This is a genomic window from Bacillus sp. FAU18, from assembly GCF_056033885.1.
The window spans coordinates 521,343-547,837 of the sequence record NZ_JBVYHZ010000004.1 but is presented as its reverse complement, the minus strand read 5'-3'; the positions used below and the strand labels follow the sequence as shown (position 1 = coordinate 547,837).

Sequence of the window (26,495 nt, the reverse complement as noted above, 5' to 3'; positions counted from 1 at the left end):
AGTTATGAAAATAGGATTTTTTGATTCCGGAATAGGTGGAATGTCTGTATTATATGAGGCCATAAAAGTTCTTCCTTATGAAGATTACATTTTTTATGCAGACACTTTAAACGTTCCATACGGTGAAAAATCAAAGATAGAAGTTAGAGAATATATTTTTAATGCAGTTTGAATTTATGGCCAGTCAAAATATCAAAGCTCTCGTTATTGCATGTAATACAGCTACTAGCATTGCGATAGAGAATCTTCGGGAAAATTTCGATTTTCCGATAATCGGAATCGAACCTGCTGTTAAGCCCGCTATAAAAAACTGTGAAGACGAAAGAAAAAGAGTTCTCGTAGTTGCTACTAACTTGACGCTCAAAGAAAAGAAATTTCATAATCTAGTCAAAGAAATTGATCACCATGACCTTGTTGATTGCTTAGCTCTTCCAGGACTAGTTGAATTTGCTGAGAACTTTGATTTTAGTGAATACAAGGTCATTAAATATCTAAAGACCGAGCTGTCTTCTTTTGATTTAAAACAATACGGGACCGTTGTGTTAGGTTGTACTCATTTTCCGTTTTTTAAAAAAAGTTTTGAAAAATTGTTTGGTATAAATGTTGATATTATTTCAGGCAGTATCGGTACTGCAAGACAGTTGAAGAAAATTCTTGCAGATCATAACCAGCTTGGTGAAGGATCGGGTTCAATCACCTTTTATCGTTCTGGTCATAAAATCGAGGACCAAGAAATCATATCAAAGTATAAAAATTTGTTTGAAATATTAGATGGAAATCAAAGGAGTCATGTTGGCCATGGAATTTAAGGCTCTGGTTATAAACAATGCAAATCATAATTTTTCAGTAAATGTCCAACAGTTAACTTCTTCTGACTTACACAAGGGAGAAGTATTAATTCGTGTTTGTTATTCCAGTGTAAATTATAAAGATAGTCTTGCTGCCATTCCTGAAGGGAAAATTGTATCAACCTATCCATTTGTTCCTGGTATTGATTTATCTGGAGTGGTCGTTTCTTCAGAAGATGACCGTTTCAAAGTAGGAGACAAAGTAATTGCTACTAGCTACGAAATAGGTGTTTCCCATTTTGGAGGCTATAGTGAATACGCTCGTATTCCTGCTGATTGGATCGTCCCCCTTCCTGAGGGTCTTACTTTAAAAGATGCGATGATTATTGGTACTGCTGGCTTTACTGCAGCATTATCCGTACAGCGCCTTGAAGAAAACCATGTTACACCTAAAAAGGGTAAGGTACTTGTTACAGGAGCGACAGGCGGAGTCGGTAGTTTTGCTGTGTCTATGCTCTCAGCAGGCGGCTATCATGTTGAAGCAAGTACAGGGAAAGAAAAAGAAAGCAGTTATCTGAGAGAACTGGGCGCTAAAACTGTCATTCATCGGAATGAAGTATATAACGGCACCTTAAAACCATTGCAAAAACAAAAATGGGCAGCTGCTGTCGATCCTGTAGGCGGAGAACCTCTAGCATCAATACTTAGCCAAATTCAGTACGGAGGTGCAGTGGCTGTTAGTGGGTTAACAGCCGGTACAACGCTTCCAACCACAGTATTTCCATTCATACTACGTGGAGTGAATTTGTTAGGAATAGATTCTGTTTATTGTCCAATGGAAACTAGACAAAAAACGTGGGAACGCCTAGCGGGCGAACTGAAACCAGCAAATTTAGAAAAATTCGTTCATAATGAAGTAACACTTGATCAATTACCAGATGTTCTTCCTACCTTACTAAGAGGCGAAGCAAGAGGAAGAATTATTGTGAATTTGGTAGAACGCGATTAATATGCAAAGAATTAGGCCTTCTTTTTTTTCGAACAATCAATCTTGTAAAGTTATTCCGCCGAAGTATATCAATAAGAAAAGTCCGTTATTTCAAGTATCTGAAGACATTCATAACATCCATTTATACCGGTTTATATCTTTTTTAGTCACAAGATTAGCAATCAATCCAAATAAAAAAGGAAGGTTTAATCACCTTCCTCTTTATGCACCAACTCGATCTGCGGCAATTTTGAAACCACCATTTGGAGTACTGTCTCCATCTACAAAATGAGTAAATGTTAAGAGACTATTTTGTCAAAGAGGAAATGTTGATCCTATCCGCTTCCATGATTTGAGGCATTCACATGTAGCCTTACTTATCCATCAAGGGGAAGATTATTTAGTAATAAAAGAACGATTAGGGCATAGTTCCGTTTCTTTCACAATGAATACTTACGGACATCTTTTTCCTAATAAACAGAAGGAAACTGCCGACCGTTTGGATGACTTACTTTAAGTAACTGGTGAGTTTTGGTGAGCAAGTCTTCTCCCATAGCCGTATTTTCCGCATAAAAAAATAATACCAAAGGTGGTTAAACCCTTGGTATTATTGGGATGCGGCCGAGAGGACTTGAACCTCCACGGGTTATTCACCCACTAGGCCCTCAACCTAGTAAAAACCTATCATGGGTTACAAAAGCTTTTAACCAAAGCATCTGTTTATTTTGTTTACACCTATTTTCATCATTTTTTATGAATTCTGGGCACAAATTGGGCACTGTTTTTAGGATAATTAAACCGCTGAATAATTGGTTGTTATGCACTTCCCACGATGAGCTTTTAAGAGTAAACTTTTTAAACATCTTATTATACTTGCTCCTGACCAGAAATCGAAAAACAGCCTTAAGATGTTTTAATTCTATTTATCTTTTAATATTTTGCGCTAGTAAATATATCAAATCAGTGGCAATTGTCGCAGCTGCTAATGATGTGACCTCGCCAGCATCATACATTGGAGAGACTTCCACAAGATCAGCCGCAACGACATTTAACCCAGCTAATTCCTGCAGTAACCGTCTTATATTGTAAGTATCCGGTCCACCAACAACAGGTGTCCCTGTACCGGGTGCAACACTTGGGTCAAGTGAATCTATATCAAACGTTATATAGACAGGCATATTTCCAATAATGCTCTTAATTTTTTGTGCTAACTCTTCTGTAGACATTTCCAAGGCTTCATTTGCGTATATGATATTATAATTTTGATCATTCGGCATATTGGTCCTAATAAACACTTGTACTGATTTCAAAGCATCAACATAACCAATTTCCGCTATATCATTTGCAAATGTACCATGAAATATTTCACCATCATTTCCAGACAGAGAATCTTGATGACTATCAAAATGAAGAAGCGCAATCTTACCATGCTTCTCATAGGCAGCTCGAACCAAACCATAAGGGATAGTATGATCTCCGCCTAATGTTAGTAATTTCGCTCCTGACTTTAATATCTTAGAAGCATGAGAATAAGTTTCGTCAATCATTAATTTTGTAGAATTTTCACCGATATTTGCTCCAACATCGCCGTAATCAATAATGTTCAACTTTTCTTTGACATCATACTTATAAGGATAAAGAAAATTCCCCGCATGCAATGACATCTGACGAATAGATCTTGGTCCAAATCGAGCGCCTGGACGATTTGAAACACCTACATCAAAAGGGACCCCCATAACCGCTATATCTACGTTTGTTACATCTCTTGTTTGTGGAGTTCTCCAAAAAGTCGGAAGGCCTGAGTACGCTAAAAATTGTTTCTTTTCCATTATATAAATCCCTCCTTTGCTAATATGCTGATAGCATAAACTCTTGTGCGACCCAAATGTCAACCATACAACTTTAACTAACGTTTTTTATGTTTCACTACAGGAATTTGAATTTCAAACATAGCTTCATTCGGCTCATCTGTTATTGAAATATCCACTTGAACCATTTGAAGTGCATTCCCAGCAAGTTTGTAATCCTGTTCTTTGATGAAGGCTATCAATTGGGTTAAACTATCCGTTCTATCCCATATTTCTCCGTAGTGTCTTAAACACACAAATTCCCCCTTTGGTATACGAATCACATATTCCTCAGGGATATCTTTTATATGATTGGTTCTAGCAATTAAAGTTGTCGGCGCTGAATAATGATTTGAAAGAAGATCCTCCTCTTCAATTAAAACCCCTAAACGATTACTTGCGACAAGTGGTGCTTTCTCCAGCATCAGATTCTCAATTTCAATAACCCCATAACTTAGTTCTAAATCATTTGATATTTTCGTGTTTTTCGTAATGAAAAACCGTTCTTCTAAGGAATAGATTTTTATCCCCGGGAACACCCCTTCCTCAGATACCCTGTGAAAATTTTCTATCTTTTCATTTATACTTTTTTCTAGATCGATTAATTCTTTTATATTTCTTTGCAATGCTTTATGTTTTTCTTTTAGGATTCTGATTGATTTTTCCGTATTTCTTTCTGTTAAAAAAATTTTGATCTCTTCAAGAGTCATACCAATTTGACGCAATTCTTTTATTGTCCCAAGAACCTCATATTGATAAATCGAATAAAAACGATAACCCGTATTCGGGTCAATATATGCAGGTTTAAATAGCCCAACACGATCATAATGTCTTAACGTTTCAGCAGTTATTCTTCTTAATTTAGCCATCTCACTAATTGATAAAAGCTCTTTTAACAATGTCTTTTCACCTTCTTTTATTGTTCATCATGATATGTTCAGACTTTCTTGACTTTTTTGTTACACAAAGGGTTATGTTAATAACAGTTATCTTGATATAACTTGATCTTAAGTAAATCTTTAATTAAATATCTAAGGAGGATCGTTATGAATCGCAATTGGTTCTATGTATTAGTTGCCGGAATTTTGGAGATCGGCTGGGTGTCTGGGTTAAAACATTCAACAAATTTGATTGAATGGATATTAACGATTGTAGCAATCGTTTTAAGTTTCTGGCTATTAATTATTGCCTCAAATAAATTACCAGTAGGCACTGTATATGCAGTATTTACTGGAATAGGTACGGCTGGTACTGTTACAGCTGAAATGCTCTTATTTGGAGAACCTTTTCAACTCATAAAAATATTATTAATCTTATTGCTTCTGGCAGGAGTAATTGGATTGAAACTCATAACTAAAGACTCAACAGAGCCGGAAGGAGGACATGAATAATGGCTTGGTTGCTTTTAATATTAGCCGGCTTATGTGAAGTTATTGGAGTTTCCGGGATTAATCGCTTTGTCATCCGGAAAGATATTAAATCCATATGTGTCCTCATTGTAGCATTCACATTAAGCTTCTTCTTCCTTTCACAAGCTATGACTAGTATCCCTATGGGTACCGCTTACGCTATCTGGACTGGCATCGGGACAGTTGGAGCCGCATTAGTCGGGATGTTTATATACGGTGAACCTAAAGAATGGCGGAGAATCCTCTTCATCTCAATGATTTTATGTGCGGCTATTGGGTTAAAACTGCTTTCTTAGTCTAAAATTTTCATTTAAAAAAGGCATACTTGTTACAGTATGCCTTTTTTAATCACTGTTTAAGTGTTTTTAGATTTAATCATTACATAAATCACTTACAAACTTAGGCAAAACAAACGCTGCGTTATGAATTTCCTTTGTATAATATTTGCTTCCAGTGTCATAAAATCTATCTTTATCAATATTTAAAGGATCATGCTTTTTTGAGCCCATAGTAAAAGTCCATAAACCACTTGGATAAGTGGGTATATTACAAGTGTATAATTTAGTAATAGGGAAAATCTCTTTTACATCTTTGATAACCGTTTGAATGAGATCACCTTTAAACCATGGATTATCAGATTGAGCAACTAATATGCCATCATCTTTCAATGCTTTTGATATACCGGCATAAAAACCTTTCGTGAATAAATTAGCAGCTGGTCCAACCGGTTCAGTTGAATCGACTAGAATTACATCATATTCATTTTCACTTTCAAGAATATGCATATAACCATCTTCAATTCGCAAATCAAAACGCGTATCAGCTATATTCTCAGCAAACCCTGAAAGATATTTTTTAGAGTACTCAACTACTTTACTGTCTATTTCTACTTGAACTACACTAGTAACTGATGGGTGTTTCAATATTTCACGAATGACACCACCATCCCCTCCTCCGACTACAAGGATTTTTCTTGGATTTGGATGAGTAAATAACGGAACATGTACCATCATTTCGTGATATACAAATTCATCTTTTTCTGTAGTCATCACCATTCCATCAAGTGTGAGCATATTTCCGAATTCTTCTGTTTCAAATATATCAAGCTGTTGAAACTCCGTTTTTTCTGAATGCAGAGTTCTTTTCACTTTAGCTGTTATACCAAAAGAATCTGTTTGTTTTTCAGTAAACCATAAACTCATATGATTCCACCCTTTTCTGTTAAAAATCATTTTTCAGTATAATCTTTTGTGTTACACAAAAGTCAATATTATAAGACTAAAAACATAAAAAAACATACCAGTATTATTTGGTATGTTTTCTTCTTTAGATAGCCCCTCAATCCCTCAACCTAGTAAAAACATATCATGGGTTACAAAAGCCTTTATTCTAAGCATCTATATATTTTATTTACACCTATTTTCATCATTTATCATGAATTATGAGCACAAATTGGGCACCTTACTGAGACCAATTAACACTACATTTCATCAGCATCTAGCGATATACGACTCATTGCCCTCTCATAATGAAAATCTTCCAATTCTCTTTGATATTGTTCCCATTCTTGCTTTGTATACAGGTATCTCTCCGCATCCACTTCCTTCATTACGTTTCTTTCTGTGATATGTTCTTGGAAAAAATCAAGTATATGACTATATAAAAATTTTATCTTCTCAACTAACTCATTAACACTGGGTTCATCTAAAATGATTGAATGATGTGTTATATGATTTCGATAGTCATTAATAAGGGTTATTGCCGTCTCAACATCTTCTGATATATCTATATCAAGTAAAAACTTAATTCTTTTAATTGCTTCGTTCAAATTAATTGTAAACAATTGTTTCTTTTTATTGCCGTTACCTAAATCAACATCAAAAACGTTTCGCTTGTTATTAAATTCAAACGGGTTTTTCTTACCCTTACTTTCATTCTTTAGCTTTTCTTTTGCTTCCATATATAAATTTATATCAGTAAATATTAACGATTCATTTTGCTTTGACAATATGTATTTCAATAAAATTTCTATTCCATGATTAAGAAATATAATTGCATCTTTTAAAAAGTGATAACTGCTTCCCTTATGATACTTCTCAAATTCTACTATGTTAATTTTAGCTTTCTTTAATGAATCTATGCCATTTTCTAATAAAGAGTATTCCATTTCGTTTTCCTTCTTTTCTTATCTTTTTTTATAAAAAAGCTTAATCAAAAAGATTAAGCTTTTTTCTAATTAATTTAGCAACCTCTATGCCCCTACCCTATCTGCAGCCACTTTGATCTCAGTATTATGATCACTTTGCAAATAAGTCATTGAAAATACACTACCTAAAATCACTGCTGCCAATAGAATCCGGCTGATTTTCATCAATAATCTCCCCTTTTTTAATTTTTCGTCTTGCTTCAATACTCATACGATAATATTCATTAGAGAGCATTAAATTTCCTTGTTCATGAAAATAATCAGCGACTTCAATCGAAAAATTTTCAACATCAGCAAACATTTTTCTCGAAGCCAGATATGAAAATGCATTCTTTATTAATTGAGTCTCACCATCAGAAAAAAATAATCCCTCTAATATTTTGAATTTCGCTGAGTATTCCTTATCATCACTTTTATCGGCAATAAATCGCCCTTTCCTAAAGTATATCAAAGCAACATCATAATTTTGTTGTTTTGCTTCTACATAGGTTAGAGTGAATAAAGTCTTTGTTAGGAAACTATGTTTTGATTTTTCAAAAATTTCTAACGCTAAAATTAAATGTTGTGAAGCCTTTTTATATTCTTTCAATTCATCATAACAAATCCCAATATTCATGTGTGACATTGCAATTAAATGCTCTATGTTACTTTCCTTGGCAATTTCCAAAGAATTTAGAAATTGTTCCAAGGCTCTTTCGTATTCTAAAGAATCGATCAGGTTACCTGCAACAATAAATTGACAACGCACAGTTTGTACCGCATACTCTTCATACTCTCTAAATATTTTGAGTGCACGATTTGCATAATTCATGGAGAAATATGTTTGTTTCATATAATAATATACATAGGACACTTTGAAAAAAAACTCTGCTTTTTCTATTTCATCCTCAACTTCCGATAACTTTGATTCAGCTATTCGATAGGCACTTATCGCTGAAGTTAATTCTTTTCGCCTAAACTCATACATACCCTTAAAAAAGTAAAAATAATATTCCAACATGCCAGTTAATTGCCCTTGTTTCTCAATTTCTTTTATAGTCTCATAAGCATTATTGAGATCTTCTATTTCCTTAGATTTCATATAACTCAGCATTATCTCGTGCCTAAAATCTAATAACTGATAATATAACAAGGCATCTTGGTTTTCTTCCATGTTTAGCAATTCTTTCTCTACTTCTATTTTTATAATCTCTGCATGCTCAACTTGATCATCTTTTATTAATGTATACCAATCATTTAACTTTTTTGTGACTATGTCGTACGGAATTTTATCTTTATCTAAGAAAACACCCCGCAAGAAAATTCCCCCATCCTTACATAAATTGTTCGAATATTTACATTAATTGTATTATGTCAGAACACCCTTTATTTACAAAGATGAATTGTAAAAAGGTACATTATATCTACTCCTTTGCGGTTTTTTTGCGGTTACACCAATACTTTTGCGACTTGACGCCAACATCACGGCAACCCTTTCATAAACACAAAAAAAGAGGAGTAAACACATGGTTTACTCCTCTAACTTAGTTTCTTTACCTTTTGCTTCTTCATAATCTGGTGTTTTCCTTGATAAGCCAAGTCGATCATTTTCTCCATTCCCCGGCATATCAGTCATCTTTTCATATTTATCTCCTAATTTTTCATAATACTTAAATGTTGTTAATTCACGTGAAGAGTTATCCGGCATATAAAATGCAAACTGAATATATTTGCCCCCTTCATAGACTCTAACAATCGCATTCTCTCTTTTAATATTTATCTCTGTGTCATTTCCTTTATGCTCTTTATATTGGCTAATTACATCATCAATCGCATCATCATACTTGCTTCCACCACATGCAGTTAAAACAAACATCATCATCAAACTAAGGAAAATAAAAATGTTTTTCAAAATAAACATTACCTCCTTTTTCAATATTTAGTATAAACAAACAAATTGATCTTTTCCACCTTTTATCCATTTCCCTTAACCTGCACATTATCGACTAACCAACCATCCTTTTCTTTCTTCATAGTCGTTTGTACAATTAACACTTGATTCGTAGTGACTGAATTTGCAGTTGTGGCGACTTCAACAATGTTTAAAAACAATTCATGAGACTCATCTAACGGCTTTGAATAACTCTCTAGTGAAAGTAATTCACTTTGCACGCTGACTGTGTGCTTTTGATCAGAGCGAGAAGGGAATGCATAATCAAACCCTTTTCCAGTTGTGTGCTTCTTAACTGTTTCATATCGTTTATCTATGTCGGAGTAATTAAAAAACGCTTCAAAAAATGCCTTATTTTCCGAAGCGCTACTTGTTGATTCTATATGGTTCAATTCCTTAATTTTTTCGCTCAAAACTTCATTTTTATCTTTTAACTTTTCAATCTTATACGTTTGCTGTCCATTCGTAAAAAATCCAGTCAGCAATATCAATAATAAACAAGCTGAAGCCCATGCAATATGTGTTTTCATGTTTTCACTCCTAGTTATTTAATGCGTCCAAAAGATACAAGGTGATCTCTCCAGTAACCTGATTTCAGATCAGAATATTCGATTCCACTGTCATTTGAATTAAACATTCTGCCATTGCCTACATAGATGCCGACGTGAGTAATGGCTTTTCCTTCGTATGTGCCGCCAAAGAACACTAAGTCACCCGCAGTCGCTTCTTTTTCACTTATTTTCTTTGTTGCCGCATGCTGTTCCTGAGCTGTTCTAGGAAGAGTAATTCCAGCTTTCGCAAAAGACCACTGAACAAGGCCAGAACAATCAAATCCAGTTTTCGGGTTTGAACCTCCCCAGGCATACGGTTGCCCTTCATATTTCAAAGCTTCTTTCATGACCGTTTCATAGAAATCCATAGAGCCATTCACAGGCTTCACATTTTTATCAGAGCCTTTCACATACCTCATGACATGGTCAACATAACTTGGGTCACCGTAGCTTTTCCAGCCCATTTTAAAAGCTTGCAATCGGCTGAAATCAAGTGCTAATTTCTTTGTGTATTTCCCGCCATTCTTTTTGACATAGTCTATAAATCCAGAACCAAAGTTGTATGCCTGTAGGGTTAAACGAACATCACCGCCAGCCTGTTTAAAAACCTTCTTAAAATGTTTAATGCCGACTTCAATCGAACGTTCTGGGTCAGTTATGGAGTTGGGAGGTAAGCCGATACTTTCGGAACTTTGCATGATATCTAAAGAACGCCCACCACTTTCTTGCATGGTGAGCGCCATAATAATATTCACTTGGTCAAAAACGCCTTCTTGACGGGCATATTTCTCAAATACTGCTCTAAATCGTTCCACTTCCGGCGCAATTCCACCTGTTTCATATTCGCCATCCCCGCCGCCTATAAAATCGTCCCCGACTTGATTTTCTCTTGAAATCGTCATAACCACTACGATACATAAAACAAAAAAGAAGATAAAAGGAGCCGAGAATACCAAAGGAAGAACTACCTTTTTACTTATCATCTTGTTCTTTCATCCCTTCTCAGTCGATCTTCTACTTTTGATGAAGAGCGTCTTGCAATTTCATTCAAAGACACTTGGTCAAATGAATTAACGCTTTGTTCAGTCCGTTTAATTGTTTGTGATGAAGGCTGTTTTTCTCTTGATACAGTCTTATTTTCAGCAGGAGCAACAGCCTGTTTTTCATCAACACGAATACCATCTGAATGAACTTTTGCGGGTTCAGATGGTCTGATTTTACGTTCGTTATTGGCAATAGGTTGATTTTCTACTTTTGTAGATTGAGGACTTTCAAAACCGAGCTGCGTTTCAGGTTGATTCATCATGACTTTTTGATCTGATCGTTTGATTTCTGCTGTTTTCTCTTGTGCTACAGGCTCACTATTGGAAACAGAATCATCTTTCTGGACTTCAAAATCTTGTTGCTGATCTGTTTCAAGATTCTGATTTTGTTCGTCATAAACATACGCTTTCTGATCAGTACGTTCTGTATCTTTTTCATTCTCTTGTAAGACAGGCGCACGATTAGAAGTAGATTCTTCTTCATGCTGTAATGATGCATCGTCAGTTTGTTGCTGGTTATTGGGCTGTTTAAGAAGCTGTTCCACATATTCTTTTTGATCTGTTCGTGCTGATTCATCTTTTTTATCCTGCAAGATAGGTGCTCGTTTGGATAAATCCTCATTTCCTTCATTCAAAGCATCTTTCAGCATAGGAGAGTTTATCCCGTCTTTTCTCAATCTGTCTAAATGGGATTGCTGTTTATTTTCTTTTGCATTTGCAAAGGCTTCTTTTTGTTTTTGCTTTTCTTGTTCTTTCGATAGAGTTTGAGGATTGCGTTTTAAGCTTCGACTGTTATGATTAGCTATTCCGTTAGCTGTTTCTTTTTGCGGGGTTCTTGAAATAGCATGAGTATTATCATATCCCATAGCAGCCCCACTCGGTGAATTACCGCCACCACTTGGAGGACCAGTTACGCCATCAGCATTCGAACCGTCTTTTCTTCCCCCAAAATTCTTTGTAAAGTCAGTAAATACGCCGCCTCCGTTACCCCATACTCCACCTATTTTCTTTGCTTGTTCCCAAGCAGGCTGAACAATGTTTTGTCTCATGTTTTCCATCATATTATTATCAACTGAAACAACTTTTCCAGCAGTCACAAACTTGATAATGGCATCCCTCTTGTGAAAACCAATCCACAAAATTGAGGCAAGGACAGCAACATTTAAAAGATACATTCCAAAACCATTTGGCGGTATTAATTTGTCAACGATAAAACAAGTCACGTACACAAACAGAACGATAACCCCTAACATTGCTTTCAGTAGGTAAACACTCCCCAAGCGTCCAAGCGTAACAAATCCCGAATAAGCTAATTGGGGAACATACGCTAAGATGAAAGCAAATGGCACAAAGAATACAATCACTAAAGCGATAATTTGAAGCAAGAAATTAAAGAACGCTAATGCTAAAAATGGTATCCCAATGACAATAGAAGCGACCACAGCGATAAAAGACTCTCCCAGCTGATTAAACACATTTCCAGAAGTCATAGATTCATTTTTATAATCATCAATTTCAGTCTCTTTTATATAATCTTTTTTATCTTTTTCTCCATCCTCTGAAAGCTTATAAGAAAGCAGTTTATCTATACGATTAAGTCCGCCTTTATCTGTATCTTTCTCATTGATTTTCTTTTCGCTTGTTTCATCAAAATTCACAATTAAAAAAGGCTTCATCAAAGCAATGTCAAAGTAAAGATTACGCATAACCGCAATTGTGCCTTCCATTTCTTTTCCTTTTTCAATCGCTGAACTGTCTGCAAAATTGCCTTCATCTTGAACAATGCCAACCAATCCATTTCCCGCAGTTAAAAGCTTTCCTTGCGCTTCTACGGACAAGGCATTCAACGCTTTCATGTAATAACCAGCGTTCGACATCCAAAGCCCACCGATCACCATGACACAAATAAATAGAATACTCCGCCGCATTGCTTCTTTTACGCTACCTCTCACACAGAATAGGTAGACAACATAGGCGCACGTGAAAATAAATAAAGCTTCACCGAAATTCTTTTTCAGTGTCTTATAAACTGTTTTAGAGACGTTTGTAATAGAATTTGCGAACTCGTCAATTGGTTGCAAGTTATACAAAATATCCATTCCCGCATCAACCACACGGACAATGTTTCCTGCAAAAGAAAAAGTGACGTTTGTCAGTCCAACAAACGCCCCCTTGATTAAATCGTCAGATGCTTCATTATTCGCTTGATAGCGTGAGATAGGAAACCTTTTTACCTTCAATTCCACGCCGCCAGCTTTTTCGACTTTTGGCTGTGTCGTTGTGTCTCCATCAGCCGAAATAACAGTGACAGCTGAAGCAACAGTTAGAAACAACAACACGATAGCCGACACAATCAGTATCCTTTTCTTTTTCATTACAGCCACCTCCTAATCTAATCGAGTTAATAAATAAAATTGGTATCTGGCTTTCTCTAAGTCTCTTTGTGTTAGCAGCACGTTTTCGGGATATCGTTCATACAGAGAGAAACAGATTGCTTTTTGATATTTCATATGCCTAAAAGTCTTTCGGTTTTGTTCAATCTTGATGCCTAATAATTTTTGCAGAAACTGTGCCGTTGATTTATGTCCGATAAAACTTTTGTATCGCCCGTCATAATGATTCAGCCATTGTTTCACTTCATCCAATGTGATTTTTTCAGCTTTATAAAAGCCAGGACTTGTGACAACAAGAGAGTTTAAGAAAGCTATTTCCATGTACGATTCAACCCCTTTTACAAATATTTTTCTTCTGCATATGCGACAGCTTTTTTCTCGACTGTTTTTAAAGCGCCTTGCCATTCTTCGAATAGACATTCAATTGAAATTTTGGAGGTACGGCCATAGTAATCTTTAAATAAGCATTGACCTTGAAACATGGATTCCATCATTTTTTTGTTTTCTTTTGTGACCTCCATGTTCATCCATTTCAACACTTCTTCACGCTCATTCGGCTCATCAAAGGCAAAGGCAACACCGAAGTTTCCAGAATCCTCTTCTTTTAAAGCATCTTTTGTGGATTGGGAAATGAAGTATTCCGCATTGTTATATGAGCGACCAATCCGGCGCATTTGTCTTTCTACTTTTTTTCCTTGTTGTGACGTGGTAAATATCCAAGCTTCATCTATAAATTCAACAGTCTGTTCATCTTGATTCATGCCGAATAGTTCGCAAAACTTACCTAGTGCAAACATGACGGCACTAGATTTTAATTGTGATATCGTGTAATTTTCGAGTCGCTCAGCATGATCCGGCAAATCCATATTTTCAACTTCTAAAATGGTGATTCGCTTTTCTAGTGACAATGCAGGATTTGAACCATCATGAATACAAAGTTTCAAAATGGAATCTGACACGACCTCATTTAAATAGTCACCAGCTTTTTGTACAGCTTCTTCGGGATGACTCTGCATCTTCCGAATAATATCAAGTGAGCCGACCTGTTCACCTTTTTGTTTCGCATCAATCACTTCTGACGTAGCACGAAGGAAAGCTGTGTTTATGTCGTCCTTCCCTTTAAAGTCATATACTTGTTCAAAAATGACTTGAACTAGCTCTTTTGCTTTCATAGGAGGGAGGAAGGAGATAGGGTCAAGCGCCCCCCAGTTGTGCGTGCTTTCATGATCTAGCGTGATATAGCTGTATTTCTCTAAATGTGCAATATATAAGGGAAAGTTCTCTCTAATGTACTCATCATTCAAGACTCTTTGAATCCACTTTCTCATTTCCTTTTTAGGGTCTATATACAGAGATTTGATGTTTAACATGCTGATATAGTTAAAGATCAATTTCGCTAGATATGACTTGCCGTTTCCTGTGTCTCCTGTGATTAAGCAGTGAGGAGAACGTGTCTTTGAACCTTTTAACTGCTGATTCGCTAAGAAAGGATGGAATAAGACAAAATCACGGCTGGACATAATGGCACTTTCTAAGTCGGTGTGCTCTTGGAAACGATCAACCCAACCGAGAAAGAATCCGATTTTCGAACCAATATCAGAGTTAACAGCAAACAGACTTTCTGCCACACCGTCTTGCGTTGTTTTTTGAATCCAGTTCTTATCAGTTATGTCTAACTTTTCACCAGGAAGCATTTTATAAAAAAGGTTCAGTTGATCAGCCACTGGAAGCCGACAAGTAATGCCAGCGCCTTTTAAATGCCTTTTGACAATCGTTGCTTTTCCCACACACTCTTTTTTTGTCTTTCCATGAACGACTATCACCGACAGCCAGTTCATCACATGCACATCTTCTTTCTTTATTTCATCTTGTAAATGCCTTATCATTGTGGCACTTGTGACAGTGGAAACATCACTTCGATCGCCTGTGCTTTGTTGTTCTTTTTGTTCTTCTTTCAATTGCTGTCTTTTGAGGTTGAGGGCAGGCTTGGTAATGGACTTTGATTCCGTTTGAATTTTCATCTGAACTTCAACAGGGAAGGGAAGAGACTGCGCTTCATAAAACAAATCACTTTCCGACATATTGTGAAGAAATTCGTCAATCACGACAAAAGCTGAATAGCCTTCATCTTGGTCACTATGCAGATGTAAAACTGATGGGTCAGTGGGGTCTATGATCGTGTTTGTAATAGAGCGAACATCCTTTATCTCACTTTCTTCATTCGTTTGGTGCTTTAACCCACGTACAAAGTGATAACGGTTAATGTATGTCATTTCTGTTTCTGAAAGCCGTTCTCCGCGAACAGAAGCCATGATATTCGCTAGTGTTTCTTCGACTTCCTCATATTTTTCAAAAAAAGAGGTGGAAACATTTTGTTCCCACCCGAGCATTTTCACGACTGTATCAGTCGCTGTATTGAAAAAAGATAGTATATTGTCTTTAAGTTCGACACTAATATTTACAAGACTGCTTTTCAGTTTTACACCTAATATGAAGTCATACTTTGTCAGCCTTCCTAATCGCTGTTCTAACAGTCTTACCGTTTCTTCATTGTAGTAACGTGCCACATCCATTGCATCTGCCGAAATATCTGTTTCTAAATCCTTAAATCGTTTTTCTAATTCATACTCACTTGGATACATCATCAAGTGAAAATCCTCATAAGATGTAATTTCTTCGAAAAGATGCTGCCACTTCTTTTTATACGATTCAACTTTTTCTTTATTTTGCATAGGGATCGAATTGCTTTTTATTCGGTAGTACGCCCACACGTCGCCCGTTCTTGTTAACAGCAAATTCTTGTGTATTGCCTTCATAGGCGTTTTTAGTCTCATTCGAATAATCCACCACCTTCAAAAGTTTTCGAAACTCAATTTGTTTTTCATTACTTAAATCAACCTTTCGGTCATTGCAAAACTTCTTTTGTGGAAGCTTGATAAAGAAGTAATACTTTGCAAAATCAATGAAGTATAAATAGATGTTTTTGCCTTCCGGCTTTATTTTCGTAACAAGCATTGTTAAAAAAATCGGTATTCCAAAAATCACGATGACGAAACTGTTATCAAAAGCGTGAGGAAAAATCATCCTCACGCCGTACCAAAATCCAAAGCAGAGACCAACAAAAATGAAATAGTTAATAGCCGGTATTAACTCAACTGCAAAGGGTAACGAATAATTTTCGGTTAATTGCTGAATCTTTTTCGGCTCTCTCATTGCCTTCCGGTAGTTGAACACCAGACGCCCCATTCAGATGCCCCCTTACAGTTTTTCCATTAGCGCATTGATCCAGCCGGAGAATTCTGGCCAGTGCTTAATAATCCATGTAACCGCACTACCAATACAGCAAACAAAGATAATGCCGCCCATTTTTAATTTCATAAGATTCTTTGCGGCTATGAACATGACCACGATCGTAATGAATTGGATAACAACATCTGATGCCCAACCTTTTACCCCTCCAAGTGTTGGAAGGTCTGCGCCAAGAATAAAGAAATTCATAAAATCCATATTTAAACCTCCTATTGATGATTAAGTTTTTTCACGTAATATTGACCGCTGTTTTCCGTAATCTCTAAACTGAATTTTTCATTTACCGGAATATCATTTTCTTTTTCCTTAAATCGAACAGCACAAAAAACCTCGAAACCTTTTTTCGTCTCGAAGATTTTCATTGACTGAACTTCCCCAAATAACAAGTTTCCTTCCAATGCTTCCGGCTTTTTCATCATATAAACCATTTCTTCTTTCTTTTCAGAAGCGTATTTCTCAAAGAAAGTATGAAGGAAAGATTCGATAGATTCTTTTTTCTCGCCTGCATATTCGTCTCTAGTCTCTTCTTTACTCTCAGAAGCAATATTGCCTTTCAGATCATAAATTTGTGTAAAGTAAGGGACAGCAGACACCGCAAAGGAATCACCTTTATTTGTGACTGGAATATTCAGCAACATTTGTTTTTCAGATTTCTCGTTTGTTTTAACCTTTTCTTTCACCTTCTTTTTCTTCTTTCCGTCTTTAACTTCTTTTTCAACTTCCTTTTCTACAGGGTATAGATTTTCATATGTGACCTTATATTGAAAAAGGCTGTTTTTATCACCTTCTTTCACGTTATATAAGCTGTAACCCTTTAACTCTCGATCACCTTTTAAACCATCCACATTGAAGCGTTCTTCATCTTCAAAATGGTTATCTTCCTGTTTCACCATGTAGCTTTCAAGGCTCTCCATACGTTTTTCAATAGACTCTTGATCGTTTTTCACATTCACATATTCATTGATGAACCCTGACAGAAAGTTTTCAGCAGCAGTCACCGAGATTTTTTGTTTATCGTCATTTGTTGGCTTATTCGCTTCGTCTTTCATGTTATTAAGTTGGGAGCGAGTATTAATTGACAGAAGCACAGCAAGCATAAAGATAAACAGCAAGCCCCCTACACAAGACCACAATGTGACGGCTATCAGCTTTGACCTGTCACGAGGTACTTTTTGTTTGTCTTTTTCCGGTCTTTCAATGCGTTTCAGTTTTTGAAAGGCAGACCGAAAAAAAGACTCTTCTTTTTTATCCGAGCCAATTTCTTTATGGAGCAATTCGATTCACTCTCCTTTCATATATTTCTAAGCACTTTCCTCCTGGTTAACTTTCATGTTTCTTGTCATTTTCAAAATGGCTCTCGCCATTTTTTCATAGTTCGGTTCGTTTAACTCCGTCACAATCACTTCCACTGGCTTACCTTTAATTTCAACGACCTCAACACTCTGTTTCATGAAAGACCTCGCTTTCTTCAAACCTGTTTTGTTTTTTCAAGGAATAATAAAAAGGATGCTACATGTTGTAACATCCTTACTTGTTCATCACATTTGAACTGATGATTATAGATTTTTAATTTGCTTCAAAAGAAGGCTTTTTCCCAATAAGTCTTAATATACTGCTTAGAACAACAATAGATGAAAATACTAATAGAGGTGTACTTATCTGTTGTTCGGTTAATAACTTAATACCAATAATTAAGACTAGCGTTACTATACAAGCTATGTTTATCCATTTCCACCAAGACATTAGTAAAACTCCCTCTAACTTGATTTACATTTCCATCATAAGTATAACATACCCCTTTTTACCACTCCCTTCTTATATAATTTGCTTTGTTTTTTCTAGGAATAATAAAAAGGATGCTACACGATGTAACACCCTTTTTATGCTTTGATTCTCCATATAAACTTTTAAGCTAGTCATTCGACCGTCCGGCAAATATCTTGTCTTGTAAAATGTGTAACGATATTCAGCAAATCCTTTTACTCTTCCTCCTTCTACAACTAACATGCAATCTCTACTTAAACTTCTTACAAAAACTAAAGAGGGAATACCAACATTAAAGCCCAGTCTTTTGAAGTGATTATCAACCGCAGACACTTGATCACCTCGTTATATTCGTCCTCCGTTTTTAAGATGATTTTCTTCGTAATCTTTTCTTATAACATGAGGATCATACATTACAAATTCGACAAGAACTATCCCGTCATCTGATTCCGTTTCATTTTCTTCAAGGACTCTAAAGTGAAAATACAAGTTCGCAACCATGTCCCCGCCGTTATCCTTTCTAACATGAATAATGATCATTTGATCATATCCCGATGAAATTTCATCCCTTAATCTTTCGAGTACGTCATCCAACAAGTGTATATTAAGATGCCTTTCTAATGTGTTTATAAGGGAGGACTCATTTAAAATCCTGTAATCCATGTTTTCACCCCTCAGTGATAGTAGGTTATTCCTTCAAATTCGACGCTCCGTTCATCTGTCTCAAAATCTTCATCCTCCAGTATGTTGAATGTGGCTTGAAGTTTAGCATTCACGTTATCTATAACCGCAAGAGTTTGGACTATGACTCTTTGAGCAACATCACTGTAAAAGACATCTTCCATCATTTTTTCAATTAATTCCTCAGCAATATCCAAACAGCCAAGAGACTCCAAATCACTCTCTAGTCGGGCCTGATTCAACAGATTAATGTTAAACATCTTATCCCTCCGATTTAAGTTCTTGGGTTTCACCCAAACCCACCAACGGAAGCCCGTTGGATTGCTGTTAATCTATCCCCCTATTCCCCCGAATCATCGGGGGACTCCCTCGCCGGTAGGCAGGAACAAACGGTTGTTTGTTCAATGCCAAGAGGGTTTTGGTAGCGCTGAATATGTCAACTCCTTATCCTCACTTCGTTCCGGTACCGTTGACACATACATTTAATCGCATCACCTGTGTTTATAAAGGTTTAGCAGCTTGTTTTTAAACGACCATGTCAGCAACATCAGCTATAAACACATTCAACATTTTTTCATGTTTTTCCGCCAGTTCAGCTTCTGCGATCATATCTGACAGATCAGTTTTCCCTAAGTGCTGATCAGCTTCCAGCACCATTTTCATAGTGGGAGCGCAAGAGTTACGAAGCCAGTTTCTTGATTTTTGATAGAAGTCTTTTTGTGGTTTGACGTACAAAGGAAGTTTTCCAACATCACCTATAAATTCAGACCAAAAAAGGCTCGTTTTCCAATGCTCTCTAGTGATGTTTTCATCAGCATCAACGAACCTTACATAATTATTAATGATTTGCATAGCGATTAAGGTTAAATCCTTTGTTTTCAATAAAGCATCTATAGCCACTTGTGCACGTTCATTTTTAAGCCGCAATTCATAACGATTCCAATCTCCCAGTTCTTCTAACGGAATGTTATACCTTTCTGCTTGTTCATAGTTTTTTTCGTAAAAGCAAAGGTACGCTTCTGACTTTTTAGAACCAAAATATATTGTCGTTCCGCCTGTAATGCCATCAGATAGATCAAAGGAGCCGTTGAAATCGGATTTTCTAAAACGTGAAATACATTCGCCCTTTTGGGCTTTCTTTAATAATTCCGGTATAGAAAAGTACGTCTTTTTATCATCAATCGCCAAATCAAAGCGAGTAAATGAACCGCCTTGTGCCATGCAATCTTGAAAGAAGTCGTACCATGTTTTCTTCCGGCATTCCAAGAAGGATTCAAATTGACGGCAACCTTGACCGGACATTTCTATCAAAACACCTCTGTTATCATCCGGCGCAGAATAAAAGACTTTGATATAGTCCAGTTCGTACGTGCCAACGTAGCCATAGAAACCAGATTGTTTCTCAGTCATAAAGTCTTTGCTAAGGTGAAGAACCTCTTCAATAATTCGGTCAACATCATGAGTTTTAAAAGAGACTCGAATATAGTCAACCATTGATAACAAAGGGCTTTCAACGGTTTCATTTTTTTCTCTTACGATTACTACCCCCCTGTTAGCGTGGGGGGGTTGGTTTAGTTCAGTCATTCGCTACGCTCATTCCTTCCTCGGGCGTCAGTTCGGTCGCTTGCTCGCTTACGCTGCCGCTGGCGACTGCCGTCGCCTGCGCTCCCCGCGCTCCCTCCTTCGCCCTTCGTATTTCTTCTAAAAAGTCATACCCACGTGGCACAAGAGGACTGTAAAATTCAAATACAGTACCGGTTCCCATGTCTGCATATCCTCGGCCAGTCACTTTTTTATTTCCAAAGGCTTTATCACTGTCTCCAAACATCATTCCGTAACCTGTCTCGGACATTCTGCCTACAGTAACACGAAAATTGAACTGATCACGAATACCATCAACCAAATATTTTGCATCTGGACGTTGTGCCGCCATAACAAGAAAATAGCCAGCTTGCCTTCCAAGCATGACTAATTGTTTCATATGGGACAGCGCTTGATTTCTCTCTTTCATGTCGAGTAAATCCATAAAAGCCACATATTCATCAAAGAAAATGAAAACAGGTTTTAATCCGTAATAAGCATAGTTTTCACCTGTCTTATAATTCGGCATGTTTTTCATCTCATCCATTCTCTTCATCATGCCTTCAACTGATTCTCTTAAACACTTAAGGATGCCAATTTTCTTCGAATAAACGTTACCTGGGAACACTTCTTCCAAGTCTGCTAAATCTGCATGTTTCGGATCTAATATTTTAATTTCTGCACCATAGCCAGTACATGCTTTGATAACAGTTAATATATAATAAGTTTTACCGCCACCAGTACCACCAGCTATAAGCATGTGCGGCAACTTATCAAATTGCCATGAAACATGCTTCATTAATTGCATAACACCATCTTTTGCAACAGCTTCATCAATTGAAATACTGTTCTTTTTGACATCGTAAAGAAGCTTGAAGCAGATAAAACCTTCTTCCATTTCTTTATCAACCATGTCACAAAATAAACCGTTCTCCAAATCCTTTCCTAACTCTAGGAAGCGATTCTGAAAACGGCTCATATCCATAGCAATACGGATATAAATGTGATTGTTTTTAACTTGGTAATACATCCTAGGAAAATACGTGATTTTTTCCTTTGTCCCTGTATCATTTGAGAATAGCTTTTTAACCTTCACATTATCTTTTTCATAAAACTTGTTAGACAAAATCATTCTTGCAAGCATTTGCCTGTGCTTTAACCTTTTAAATAGTCCATTAAAAGCTATATAGGCAACATAAACACTTCCAATACCAATAGACAACGAACAAATCAAGCTTTTAACGATCAAAGAAACATTCCATTTAAAGTGATGAATCAATTGAAATACATCAAAGTGAAGAAGGTGATCTCTCCAAAAGATAAACATTGATAACAAAAAAACAGGCACAAATATCATTGCGCCTGCTAAAATTAAGTTATTCCTCATATATGGACGAATTCGTTTTCCTCTATACTTCCAGATCCTTTTCTGTAAGAAATCATTCATACACATCACCCGAAATATGGCTTAAAGAGAGCATTTTACTTTTTATCATTGCCACTAGTAGCCGCCGCAGGTTTCACAGAAGAACCGCCTTTTACAACAATATCATCAGCTTCAAGTTTCCACATCACATTGGCAAAGGTTGAATCCCTTTGACTAGTTGCTATAGCGCTAATTTTCGGGTTTTTCAACTCAATATCTGCAAAAGGAGGAATTTCTTTTGCCCCAGCATACTCAGGAATAGTTACCTCAATTTGACCACCTTGGACCGCACTAGCAATGTTATAAACCCTAGATTCCAGTACGTCAGTACGCTTATTGTTTTCCCGATCATAAACATATCTTTCTTTGTTAAGTCCCATGAATTTCATGTCCCCAAAAGTCATATTGATATCCGGTACAATAAAGTTTAAGTTCATTTTTCATATCCCCATTTCATTTTTTATTATTTATTTTCAAAAGATCGTTAAATTTCGATTTTATATTTTGGATTCGCTCCGGTTCTGTATCCATCTTGGCGCTTATCAGTTGCTAACGGCGTAATGCCCTCATGGCAACCTAGTAGGCTAATTATAGCCATCAAGCTGACTACAGCTATTCCGCACGCTTATTCTAGCCTGCTACAGCATTTAAAGTGATTGCTGTTCATCACTCAAATACTCACGCATGACATTTCAACAAGAATACCGTATAATAAAAGTGTCTAGTTTTTATTTTCCGGCGTTCTTGATGATTATTCGTCAAGGCGCTTTTTTTGTTTATATATAGTTTTCAAAGAACAAACACTCCTAGCGACATAAGTTATACAGATCATCGTTATATAAAGTAAACACCTGATTTTCCTTTCTACTCATTGGTCGAGTAGACCAGATACACCACCAATCCCAGCCTTTTAACAGCTCAGATATTTCATTATTAGCCTTCAAATAATTATCAGCTTCAACAACGAATGTTTCACAAGTGGCATACTCTTTAAAATGATTTAAATCCTTATCAGCCTTTAAAGCTTCAACATCAGTAATGATTGTTGCATTCACTCTTATTTTCATCGCATCCCCCCTTTCAAAGGATTCTTAACGGCTCCCTATAGTGGTATATAACGTCACACTATGGATGATTGCCGAAGCTTTTCAATGTCTTTTCTTCCAATGCCGTAATGCTTACATATCCTGCGATATGAAACGCCTTTTCGCAGTAATTCATTAACATTTTCAATTGTTAAGGGAAGGTTTAAATAATGATTTATGATGACTGAATTCAGAGCAATTTTCATTCGTGCTATCCAATCACCTTCCATTTGTTTGGCTAAAGGAACAGCTTCTTTCATAAACGAGTTTGTTATATCAATGTTTATAAAAATCACCCCGTTTGAGATTTTGGACCTTTGTAACAATAACACTCTTCAAACTTAGCTCTACTCACCTTACCTTGAATGACCATATATCCATCTTTTTTCATTTGAGCATTCAAAGTTCTAATGATGTCATAAGATTTAGACTGTTTAACTCCAAGAATTTTTTGAATATCTCTCGCAGTTAAAAACTCTCCTTTCAAAATATCACCTCCTCGTTAACTCAACTCTTTGTGAATTAACTTTATTATAAAACTCCTTTTCGTGTAAGTCAACACAAAATTCACCTTAAAGTGTATTTTTTTGAACATATATGGAAATAATGATAATTAAACTCTCCAGAAAGAAGAAACAAACACTCCTAAAAGGAGAATTTTTAATTATTTATTTAACTTATAGGTGAAATTAATGAATTCTCCAAAAAATGTTGTTATGATTTTTATAAAAATCAACTCTTTGTGAAATGGATGATAAAAATGAGCCTAGGCAAACGATTAAAAGAAGCTCGACAAAAAGCTGGATACACTCAGAAAGAAGCCGCAGAGAAACTTAATATCGGTAACAATAACTTGTCTAATTACGAAAGAGATTACAGAGATCCTGATACAGACACACTCTTAAAATTGAGCAATTTATATAACGTATCTACAGACTATTTATTAGGAAAGGATGAAGTAAGTAAGAAAAACGAAACTGATTTACTCAATAAAACAATTAATGAAGCCATACAGGAATTAAAGGATGAAGATACACTCCTTTTTATGAATGATGGTGAATTTGATGAGGAAACTGCACGCCTTGTTAAAAAAGCATTAAAAAACGGAATTAAATTCATTGATGAATTAAAGAAGAAAGAGTGATAACAATTTATACAAGCAAAGGAATTAAACATAAAGTCCAATCAGTAATTAAGACACATGGTACAAATAATGTATATGAAATTTGTGACATCCAAAAAATTTATATACTCAAAAATGATCTTGGACAAGCAAACGGTTTACTACAACATGACAAAGCCACAGATCAATATTTAATTCATATCAACGAGAACCTCCAACATCAACAATTTGTAATTGCCCATGAATTAGGGCATTACTTTCTCCATAAAAGATTGAACACTTTTAAAGTTGTGAATTGCTCTAAAGTTCTAAAAGATAAACTTGAGCATCAAGCAAGCCTATTTGCATCAGAATTAATACTGACAGATAAAATGCTTAATGAAGCCCTTCCATATATACAGGGTTTTAGCAAAGAACAAATAGCAGCATACTTCAACGTACCATCATTTGTTACTGATTATAAACTTTCTCAAATTGGCTCATTTAGTAACAGAATCTATTCACACGAAATAAGCGCTTTTGGTTAAAGGAGAAATAAAATGTCTGTAAAAAAACTTGAAAATGGTCAATATCAAGTTGACGTTAGCTTTGGATTTGACCCGATTACTGGAGAAAGAATTAGGACGAGACCAGTAGCATCAACCAGAAAAGAGGCTTTAGAATTAGAAGCAAAATTAAGAAGAGAATTTCAAGAAGAAAGAGCAAGAAAGTCCAGATCAGTAAGCTTTCCGACTCTAATTTCAATTTATTTAGCAAATTGTGAAATAGATAGTAAACCAAACTATTATCAGAATCAGAAGTACATTATAAACAAACATATATCTGATTACTTTTTGAAATCTGATATACAAAAAATCACACATAGAGAAGTAACTGATTTCAGAAAACATTTAATGGAAACAGGTCTAAGCAATAAATCGGTTAATAATATAATGACTAGTCTAAGCAAAATTTTTGATACAGCTGTACATGAAGAAATCTTAAAAAGAAATCCGTGTGACAACGTTAAACGATTACCTTTAACAAGAAAGAAAATGAAGTTTTGGAGACCAGAAGAATTCAAAAAATTTATTAGTTTAATTCCTCAAGATCAATTATTGTTTAAAACCTTTTACACTGTTGCTTTTTTAACTGGACTAAGATGTGGTGAAATGCTCGCCCTGCAATGGAAAGATATTGACAAAATCTTATTAGAAATAGATGTGCATAAATCGTGCACCTGGCTTGATGGTCAATTTGTTGTTACTACTCCAAAAACCAAAAATTCGATTCGGCGAGTTAGCATCAATAAAAAATTGCTTAAGCTACTAGAACGTTGGAAAGAAGCACAAGAAGAGTTGTTTAATGAATTAGGTATTAGACATTCACATGATACCTATATCTTTCAATATAAAGATACACCTTCAAGAAAAGATATTTTCAGTCGGAAAATTAAATACTTTTGCAAGGATAGCGATCTTACTCCTATACGTTTACATGATTTTAGACATTCACACGTTGCACTATTAATACACCAAGGAGAAGATTACATAACAATTAAAGAGCGTTTAGGACATGGTTCTGTAAAAACAACAATTGATGTTTATGGACACCTATATCCAAACAAGCAAAAGGAAATGGCTGATAAATTAGATGACTTACTTTAGGTAAGTGGGCAGTTTGTGGGCAGTAAATCATTTGAAAATAAACACAAAAAAATACCAAGGGCGTCAAAACCCTTGGTATCATTGATGCGGCCGAGAGGACTTGAACCTCCACGGGTTATTCACCCACTAGGCCCTCAACCTAGCGCGTCTGCCATTCCGCCACGACCGCGTGATCATGAAATTGTGTTTGTGCTGGTTTAGTAGGCTCTTAACCTAGTAAAAACCATTTGCGTGCACTTTGTAAATAAAGTGCGGGTGAAGGGACTCGAACCCCCACGTCGTAAGACACTAGATCCTAAGTCTAGCGCGTCTGCCAATTCCGCCACACCCGCAAAAAGACAAATGGTGAGCCATGAAGGACTCGAACCTTCGACCCTCTGATTAAAAGTCAGATGCTCTACCAACTGAGCTAATGGCTCTTACTATTAGATTTTAAAAAATAAAAATGGCTGGGCTAGCTGGATTCGAACCAACGCATGACGGAGTCAAAGTCCGTTGCCTTACCGCTTGGCTATAGCCCAACGAAATGGAATGACCCGTACGGGATTCGAACCCGTGTTACCGCCGTGAAAGGGCGGTGTCTTAACCGCTTGACCAACGGGCCGATGGTTGAGAACTTATATCGAAATCTTATGGCGGAGAAGGAGGGATTTGAACCCTCGCGCCGCTTACGCGACCTACACCCTTAGCAGGGGCGCCTCTTCAGCCACTTGAGTACTTCTCCA

At 36.2% G+C, this 26,495-nt stretch carries 33 protein-coding genes, 6 tRNA genes and 2 pseudogenes; 8 read left to right on the top strand and 33 right to left on the bottom strand.

All coding sequences use genetic code 11. The features are described from left to right. Positions 1-4 precede the first annotated feature (4 nt). The 3 genes and pseudogenes from murI to AC0OMU_RS13865 all read left to right on the top strand — a co-directional run. Positions 5-809: pseudogene (gene murI / locus AC0OMU_RS13875) on the top strand (glutamate racemase). Further along, entirely contained in the window at positions 793-1,797 is a 1,005-nt protein-coding gene (locus AC0OMU_RS13870) for an NADPH:quinone oxidoreductase family protein (protein WP_474241579.1), read from the top strand. The pseudogene murI and the gene AC0OMU_RS13870 overlap by 17 nt, the downstream one beginning before the upstream one ends. Positions 1,798-2,089: 292 nt before the next feature. Then, positions 2,090-2,293, top strand: a pseudogene (locus AC0OMU_RS13865) (tyrosine-type recombinase/integrase); the annotation flags it as partial. A 406-nt stretch (positions 2,294-2,699) separates the two neighbouring features. On the opposite strand, the gene speB reads toward AC0OMU_RS13865, so the two are convergent. Both speB and AC0OMU_RS13855 read right to left on the bottom strand, forming a co-directional pair. Beyond that, positions 2,700-3,605 carry an agmatinase gene (gene speB, locus AC0OMU_RS13860; protein ID WP_474221884.1) on the bottom strand — a complete coding sequence of 302 codons (906 nt, stop codon included), beginning with the start codon at positions 3,603-3,605 and terminating at the stop codon, positions 2,700-2,702. Between the two features lie 77 nt (positions 3,606-3,682). Beyond that, positions 3,683-4,522 carry a MerR family transcriptional regulator gene (locus AC0OMU_RS13855; RefSeq protein WP_474222457.1) on the bottom strand — a complete coding sequence of 280 codons (840 nt, stop codon included), beginning with the start codon at positions 4,520-4,522 and terminating at the stop codon, positions 3,683-3,685. Positions 4,523-4,669: 147 nt separating this feature from the next. Between AC0OMU_RS13855 and AC0OMU_RS13850 the strand changes: the two genes are divergently transcribed. Together AC0OMU_RS13850 and AC0OMU_RS13845 are read left to right on the top strand one after the other, a co-directional pair. Beyond that, on the top strand, positions 4,670-5,014 hold the full coding sequence (locus AC0OMU_RS13850; RefSeq protein WP_333513996.1) for a DMT family transporter: 345 nt from the start codon (positions 4,670-4,672) through the stop codon (positions 5,012-5,014). Next, on the top strand, positions 5,014-5,328 hold the full coding sequence (locus tag AC0OMU_RS13845; RefSeq protein ID WP_333513997.1) for a DMT family transporter: 315 nt from the start codon (positions 5,014-5,016) through the stop codon (positions 5,326-5,328). The genes AC0OMU_RS13850 and AC0OMU_RS13845 overlap by 1 nt, the downstream gene beginning before the upstream one ends. A gap of 75 nt (positions 5,329-5,403) precedes the next feature. Here the strand turns inward: AC0OMU_RS13845 and speE are convergent, their stop codons facing one another. The 25 genes from speE to xis all read right to left on the bottom strand — a co-directional run bounded on the left by speE (position 5,404) and on the right by xis (position 23,488). Then, positions 5,404-6,234: a polyamine aminopropyltransferase gene (gene speE, locus AC0OMU_RS13840; protein ID WP_326229860.1), complete on the bottom strand. Its 831-nt coding sequence runs from the start codon at positions 6,232-6,234 to the stop codon at positions 5,404-5,406. 278 nt (positions 6,235-6,512) lie between these two features. After that, positions 6,513-7,199: a hypothetical protein gene (locus AC0OMU_RS13835; protein WP_474221882.1), complete on the bottom strand. Its 687-nt coding sequence runs from the start codon at positions 7,197-7,199 to the stop codon at positions 6,513-6,515. An 84-nt stretch (positions 7,200-7,283) separates the two neighbouring features. After that, positions 7,284-7,403, bottom strand: coding sequence for a phosphatase RapI inhibitor PhrI (phrI, locus tag AC0OMU_RS13830; protein ID WP_474221881.1), 120 nt, complete (start codon positions 7,401-7,403; stop codon positions 7,284-7,286). Beyond that, complete coding sequence (rapI, locus tag AC0OMU_RS13825; protein ID WP_474221879.1) at positions 7,360-8,535, bottom strand: response regulator aspartate phosphatase RapI; 1,176 nt, start codon at positions 8,533-8,535, stop codon at positions 7,360-7,362. The genes phrI and rapI overlap by 44 nt, the downstream gene beginning before the upstream one ends. Positions 8,536-8,748: 213 nt before the next feature. Beyond that, the gene (locus AC0OMU_RS13820; protein ID WP_474222416.1) at positions 8,749-9,129 is read right to left on the bottom strand and encodes a DUF4467 domain-containing protein; all 381 of its coding nucleotides are present in this window, start codon (positions 9,127-9,129) and stop codon (positions 8,749-8,751) included. A gap of 62 nt (positions 9,130-9,191) precedes the next feature. Then, positions 9,192-9,698, bottom strand: coding sequence for a hypothetical protein (locus AC0OMU_RS13815; RefSeq protein ID WP_031600193.1), 507 nt, complete (start codon positions 9,696-9,698; stop codon positions 9,192-9,194). A gap of 14 nt (positions 9,699-9,712) precedes the next feature. Beyond that, positions 9,713-10,702 (bottom strand): bifunctional lytic transglycosylase/C40 family peptidase, encoded by a 990-nt coding sequence (locus AC0OMU_RS13810; protein WP_474221878.1) that lies wholly within the window; start codon positions 10,700-10,702, stop codon positions 9,713-9,715. Next, a complete protein-coding gene (conG, locus tag AC0OMU_RS13805) occupies positions 10,699-13,146 on the bottom strand; it encodes a transposon conjugation system subunit ConG (protein WP_474221877.1) in 2,448 nt (815 codons plus the stop codon). Before conG ends, AC0OMU_RS13810 begins: the two co-directional genes overlap by 4 nt. A gap of 3 nt (positions 13,147-13,149) precedes the next feature. Then, positions 13,150-13,476, bottom strand: a complete 327-nt coding sequence (locus AC0OMU_RS13800) for a YddF family protein (protein ID WP_041904620.1) — start codon at positions 13,474-13,476, stop codon at positions 13,150-13,152. Positions 13,477-13,493: 17 nt separating this feature from the next. Then, on the bottom strand, positions 13,494-15,989 hold the full coding sequence (conE, locus tag AC0OMU_RS13795) for a VirB4-like ATPase ConE (protein WP_474221876.1): 2,496 nt from the start codon (positions 15,987-15,989) through the stop codon (positions 13,494-13,496). Then, complete coding sequence (locus tag AC0OMU_RS13790; RefSeq protein ID WP_413599832.1) at positions 15,877-16,401, bottom strand: conjugal transfer protein; 525 nt, start codon at positions 16,399-16,401, stop codon at positions 15,877-15,879. The genes conE and AC0OMU_RS13790 overlap by 113 nt, the downstream gene beginning before the upstream one ends. Before the next feature lie 12 nt (positions 16,402-16,413). Further along, entirely contained in the window at positions 16,414-16,662 is a 249-nt protein-coding gene (gene conC, locus AC0OMU_RS13785; RefSeq protein WP_003240418.1) for a transposon conjugation system subunit ConC, read from the bottom strand. 11 nt (positions 16,663-16,673) lie between these two features. Further along, complete coding sequence (locus AC0OMU_RS13780) at positions 16,674-17,738, bottom strand: conjugal transfer protein (protein ID WP_474221875.1); 1,065 nt, start codon at positions 17,736-17,738, stop codon at positions 16,674-16,676. 27 nt (positions 17,739-17,765) lie between these two features. Further along, on the bottom strand, positions 17,766-17,915 hold the full coding sequence (locus AC0OMU_RS13775; protein ID WP_003328171.1) for a hypothetical protein: 150 nt from the start codon (positions 17,913-17,915) through the stop codon (positions 17,766-17,768). Positions 17,916-18,030: 115 nt separating this feature from the next. After that, positions 18,031-18,207: a hypothetical protein gene (locus AC0OMU_RS13770; RefSeq protein WP_221776881.1), complete on the bottom strand. Its 177-nt coding sequence runs from the start codon at positions 18,205-18,207 to the stop codon at positions 18,031-18,033. 72 nt (positions 18,208-18,279) lie between these two features. Then, on the bottom strand, positions 18,280-18,561 hold the full coding sequence (locus AC0OMU_RS13765) for a hypothetical protein (RefSeq protein ID WP_474221873.1): 282 nt from the start codon (positions 18,559-18,561) through the stop codon (positions 18,280-18,282). A gap of 12 nt (positions 18,562-18,573) precedes the next feature. Further along, positions 18,574-18,891, bottom strand: coding sequence for a hypothetical protein (locus tag AC0OMU_RS13760; RefSeq protein ID WP_413599830.1), 318 nt, complete (start codon positions 18,889-18,891; stop codon positions 18,574-18,576). A gap of 11 nt (positions 18,892-18,902) precedes the next feature. Continuing rightward, positions 18,903-19,169 carry a hypothetical protein gene (locus AC0OMU_RS13755; protein ID WP_080624164.1) on the bottom strand — a complete coding sequence of 89 codons (267 nt, stop codon included), beginning with the start codon at positions 19,167-19,169 and terminating at the stop codon, positions 18,903-18,905. Positions 19,170-19,434: 265 nt separating this feature from the next. Continuing rightward, entirely contained in the window at positions 19,435-20,493 is a 1,059-nt protein-coding gene (nicK, locus tag AC0OMU_RS13750) for a DNA relaxase NicK (RefSeq protein ID WP_474221872.1), read from the bottom strand. Next, positions 20,486-21,937, bottom strand: a complete 1,452-nt coding sequence (locus AC0OMU_RS13745; RefSeq protein WP_474221871.1) for an ATP-binding protein — start codon at positions 21,935-21,937, stop codon at positions 20,486-20,488. The genes nicK and AC0OMU_RS13745 overlap by 8 nt, the downstream gene beginning before the upstream one ends. A 35-nt stretch (positions 21,938-21,972) precedes the next feature. After that, positions 21,973-22,353 carry a helicase processivity factor HelP gene (gene helP, locus AC0OMU_RS13740; RefSeq protein WP_119900046.1) on the bottom strand — a complete coding sequence of 127 codons (381 nt, stop codon included), beginning with the start codon at positions 22,351-22,353 and terminating at the stop codon, positions 21,973-21,975. A gap of 47 nt (positions 22,354-22,400) precedes the next feature. Further along, complete coding sequence (locus AC0OMU_RS13735) at positions 22,401-22,517, bottom strand: hypothetical protein (protein ID WP_142394250.1); 117 nt, start codon at positions 22,515-22,517, stop codon at positions 22,401-22,403. 205 nt (positions 22,518-22,722) lie between these two features. After that, entirely contained in the window at positions 22,723-22,983 is a 261-nt protein-coding gene (locus AC0OMU_RS13730) for a hypothetical protein (protein WP_474221869.1), read from the bottom strand. A 53-nt stretch (positions 22,984-23,036) separates the two neighbouring features. Then, the gene (locus AC0OMU_RS13725) at positions 23,037-23,297 is read right to left on the bottom strand and encodes a hypothetical protein (RefSeq protein ID WP_268441060.1); all 261 of its coding nucleotides are present in this window, start codon (positions 23,295-23,297) and stop codon (positions 23,037-23,039) included. Next, the gene (gene xis, locus AC0OMU_RS13720) at positions 23,294-23,488 is read right to left on the bottom strand and encodes an ICEBs1 excisionase (RefSeq protein WP_474221867.1); all 195 of its coding nucleotides are present in this window, start codon (positions 23,486-23,488) and stop codon (positions 23,294-23,296) included. Before xis ends, AC0OMU_RS13725 begins: the two co-directional genes overlap by 4 nt. Positions 23,489-23,761: 273 nt before the next feature. On the opposite strand from xis, the gene immR reads away from it, so the two are divergent. The 3 genes from immR to AC0OMU_RS13705 are packed head-to-tail and all read left to right on the top strand — an operon-like array spanning position 23,762 to position 25,770. Beyond that, on the top strand, positions 23,762-24,145 hold the full coding sequence (gene immR, locus AC0OMU_RS13715; protein WP_003240393.1) for a helix-turn-helix transcriptional regulator ImmR: 384 nt from the start codon (positions 23,762-23,764) through the stop codon (positions 24,143-24,145). Beyond that, positions 24,142-24,651: a metallopeptidase ImmA gene (gene immA, locus AC0OMU_RS13710; protein WP_009966616.1), complete on the top strand. Its 510-nt coding sequence runs from the start codon at positions 24,142-24,144 to the stop codon at positions 24,649-24,651. Before immR ends, immA begins: the two co-directional genes overlap by 4 nt. 12 nt (positions 24,652-24,663) lie before the next feature. After that, on the top strand, positions 24,664-25,770 hold the full coding sequence (locus AC0OMU_RS13705) for a tyrosine-type recombinase/integrase (protein ID WP_474221866.1): 1,107 nt from the start codon (positions 24,664-24,666) through the stop codon (positions 25,768-25,770). 85 nt (positions 25,771-25,855) lie between these two features. Here AC0OMU_RS13705 and AC0OMU_RS13700 read toward each other — a convergent pair. The 6 genes from AC0OMU_RS13700 to AC0OMU_RS13675 all read right to left on the bottom strand — a co-directional run bounded on the left by AC0OMU_RS13700 (position 25,856) and on the right by AC0OMU_RS13675 (position 26,494). Beyond that, positions 25,856-25,939 (bottom strand) — tRNA-Leu (locus tag AC0OMU_RS13700). An 81-nt stretch (positions 25,940-26,020) separates the two neighbouring features. Further along, positions 26,021-26,102, bottom strand: a tRNA-Leu gene (locus AC0OMU_RS13695). Between the two features lie 11 nt (positions 26,103-26,113). Next, a tRNA-Lys gene (locus AC0OMU_RS13690) sits at positions 26,114-26,189 on the bottom strand. A 27-nt stretch (positions 26,190-26,216) separates the two neighbouring features. Continuing rightward, positions 26,217-26,291, bottom strand: a tRNA-Gln gene (locus AC0OMU_RS13685). Between the two features lie 11 nt (positions 26,292-26,302). Then, a tRNA-Glu gene (locus AC0OMU_RS13680) sits at positions 26,303-26,374 on the bottom strand. A gap of 29 nt (positions 26,375-26,403) precedes the next feature. Beyond that, positions 26,404-26,494 (bottom strand) — tRNA-Ser (locus tag AC0OMU_RS13675). Position 26,495 lies beyond the last annotated feature (1 nt).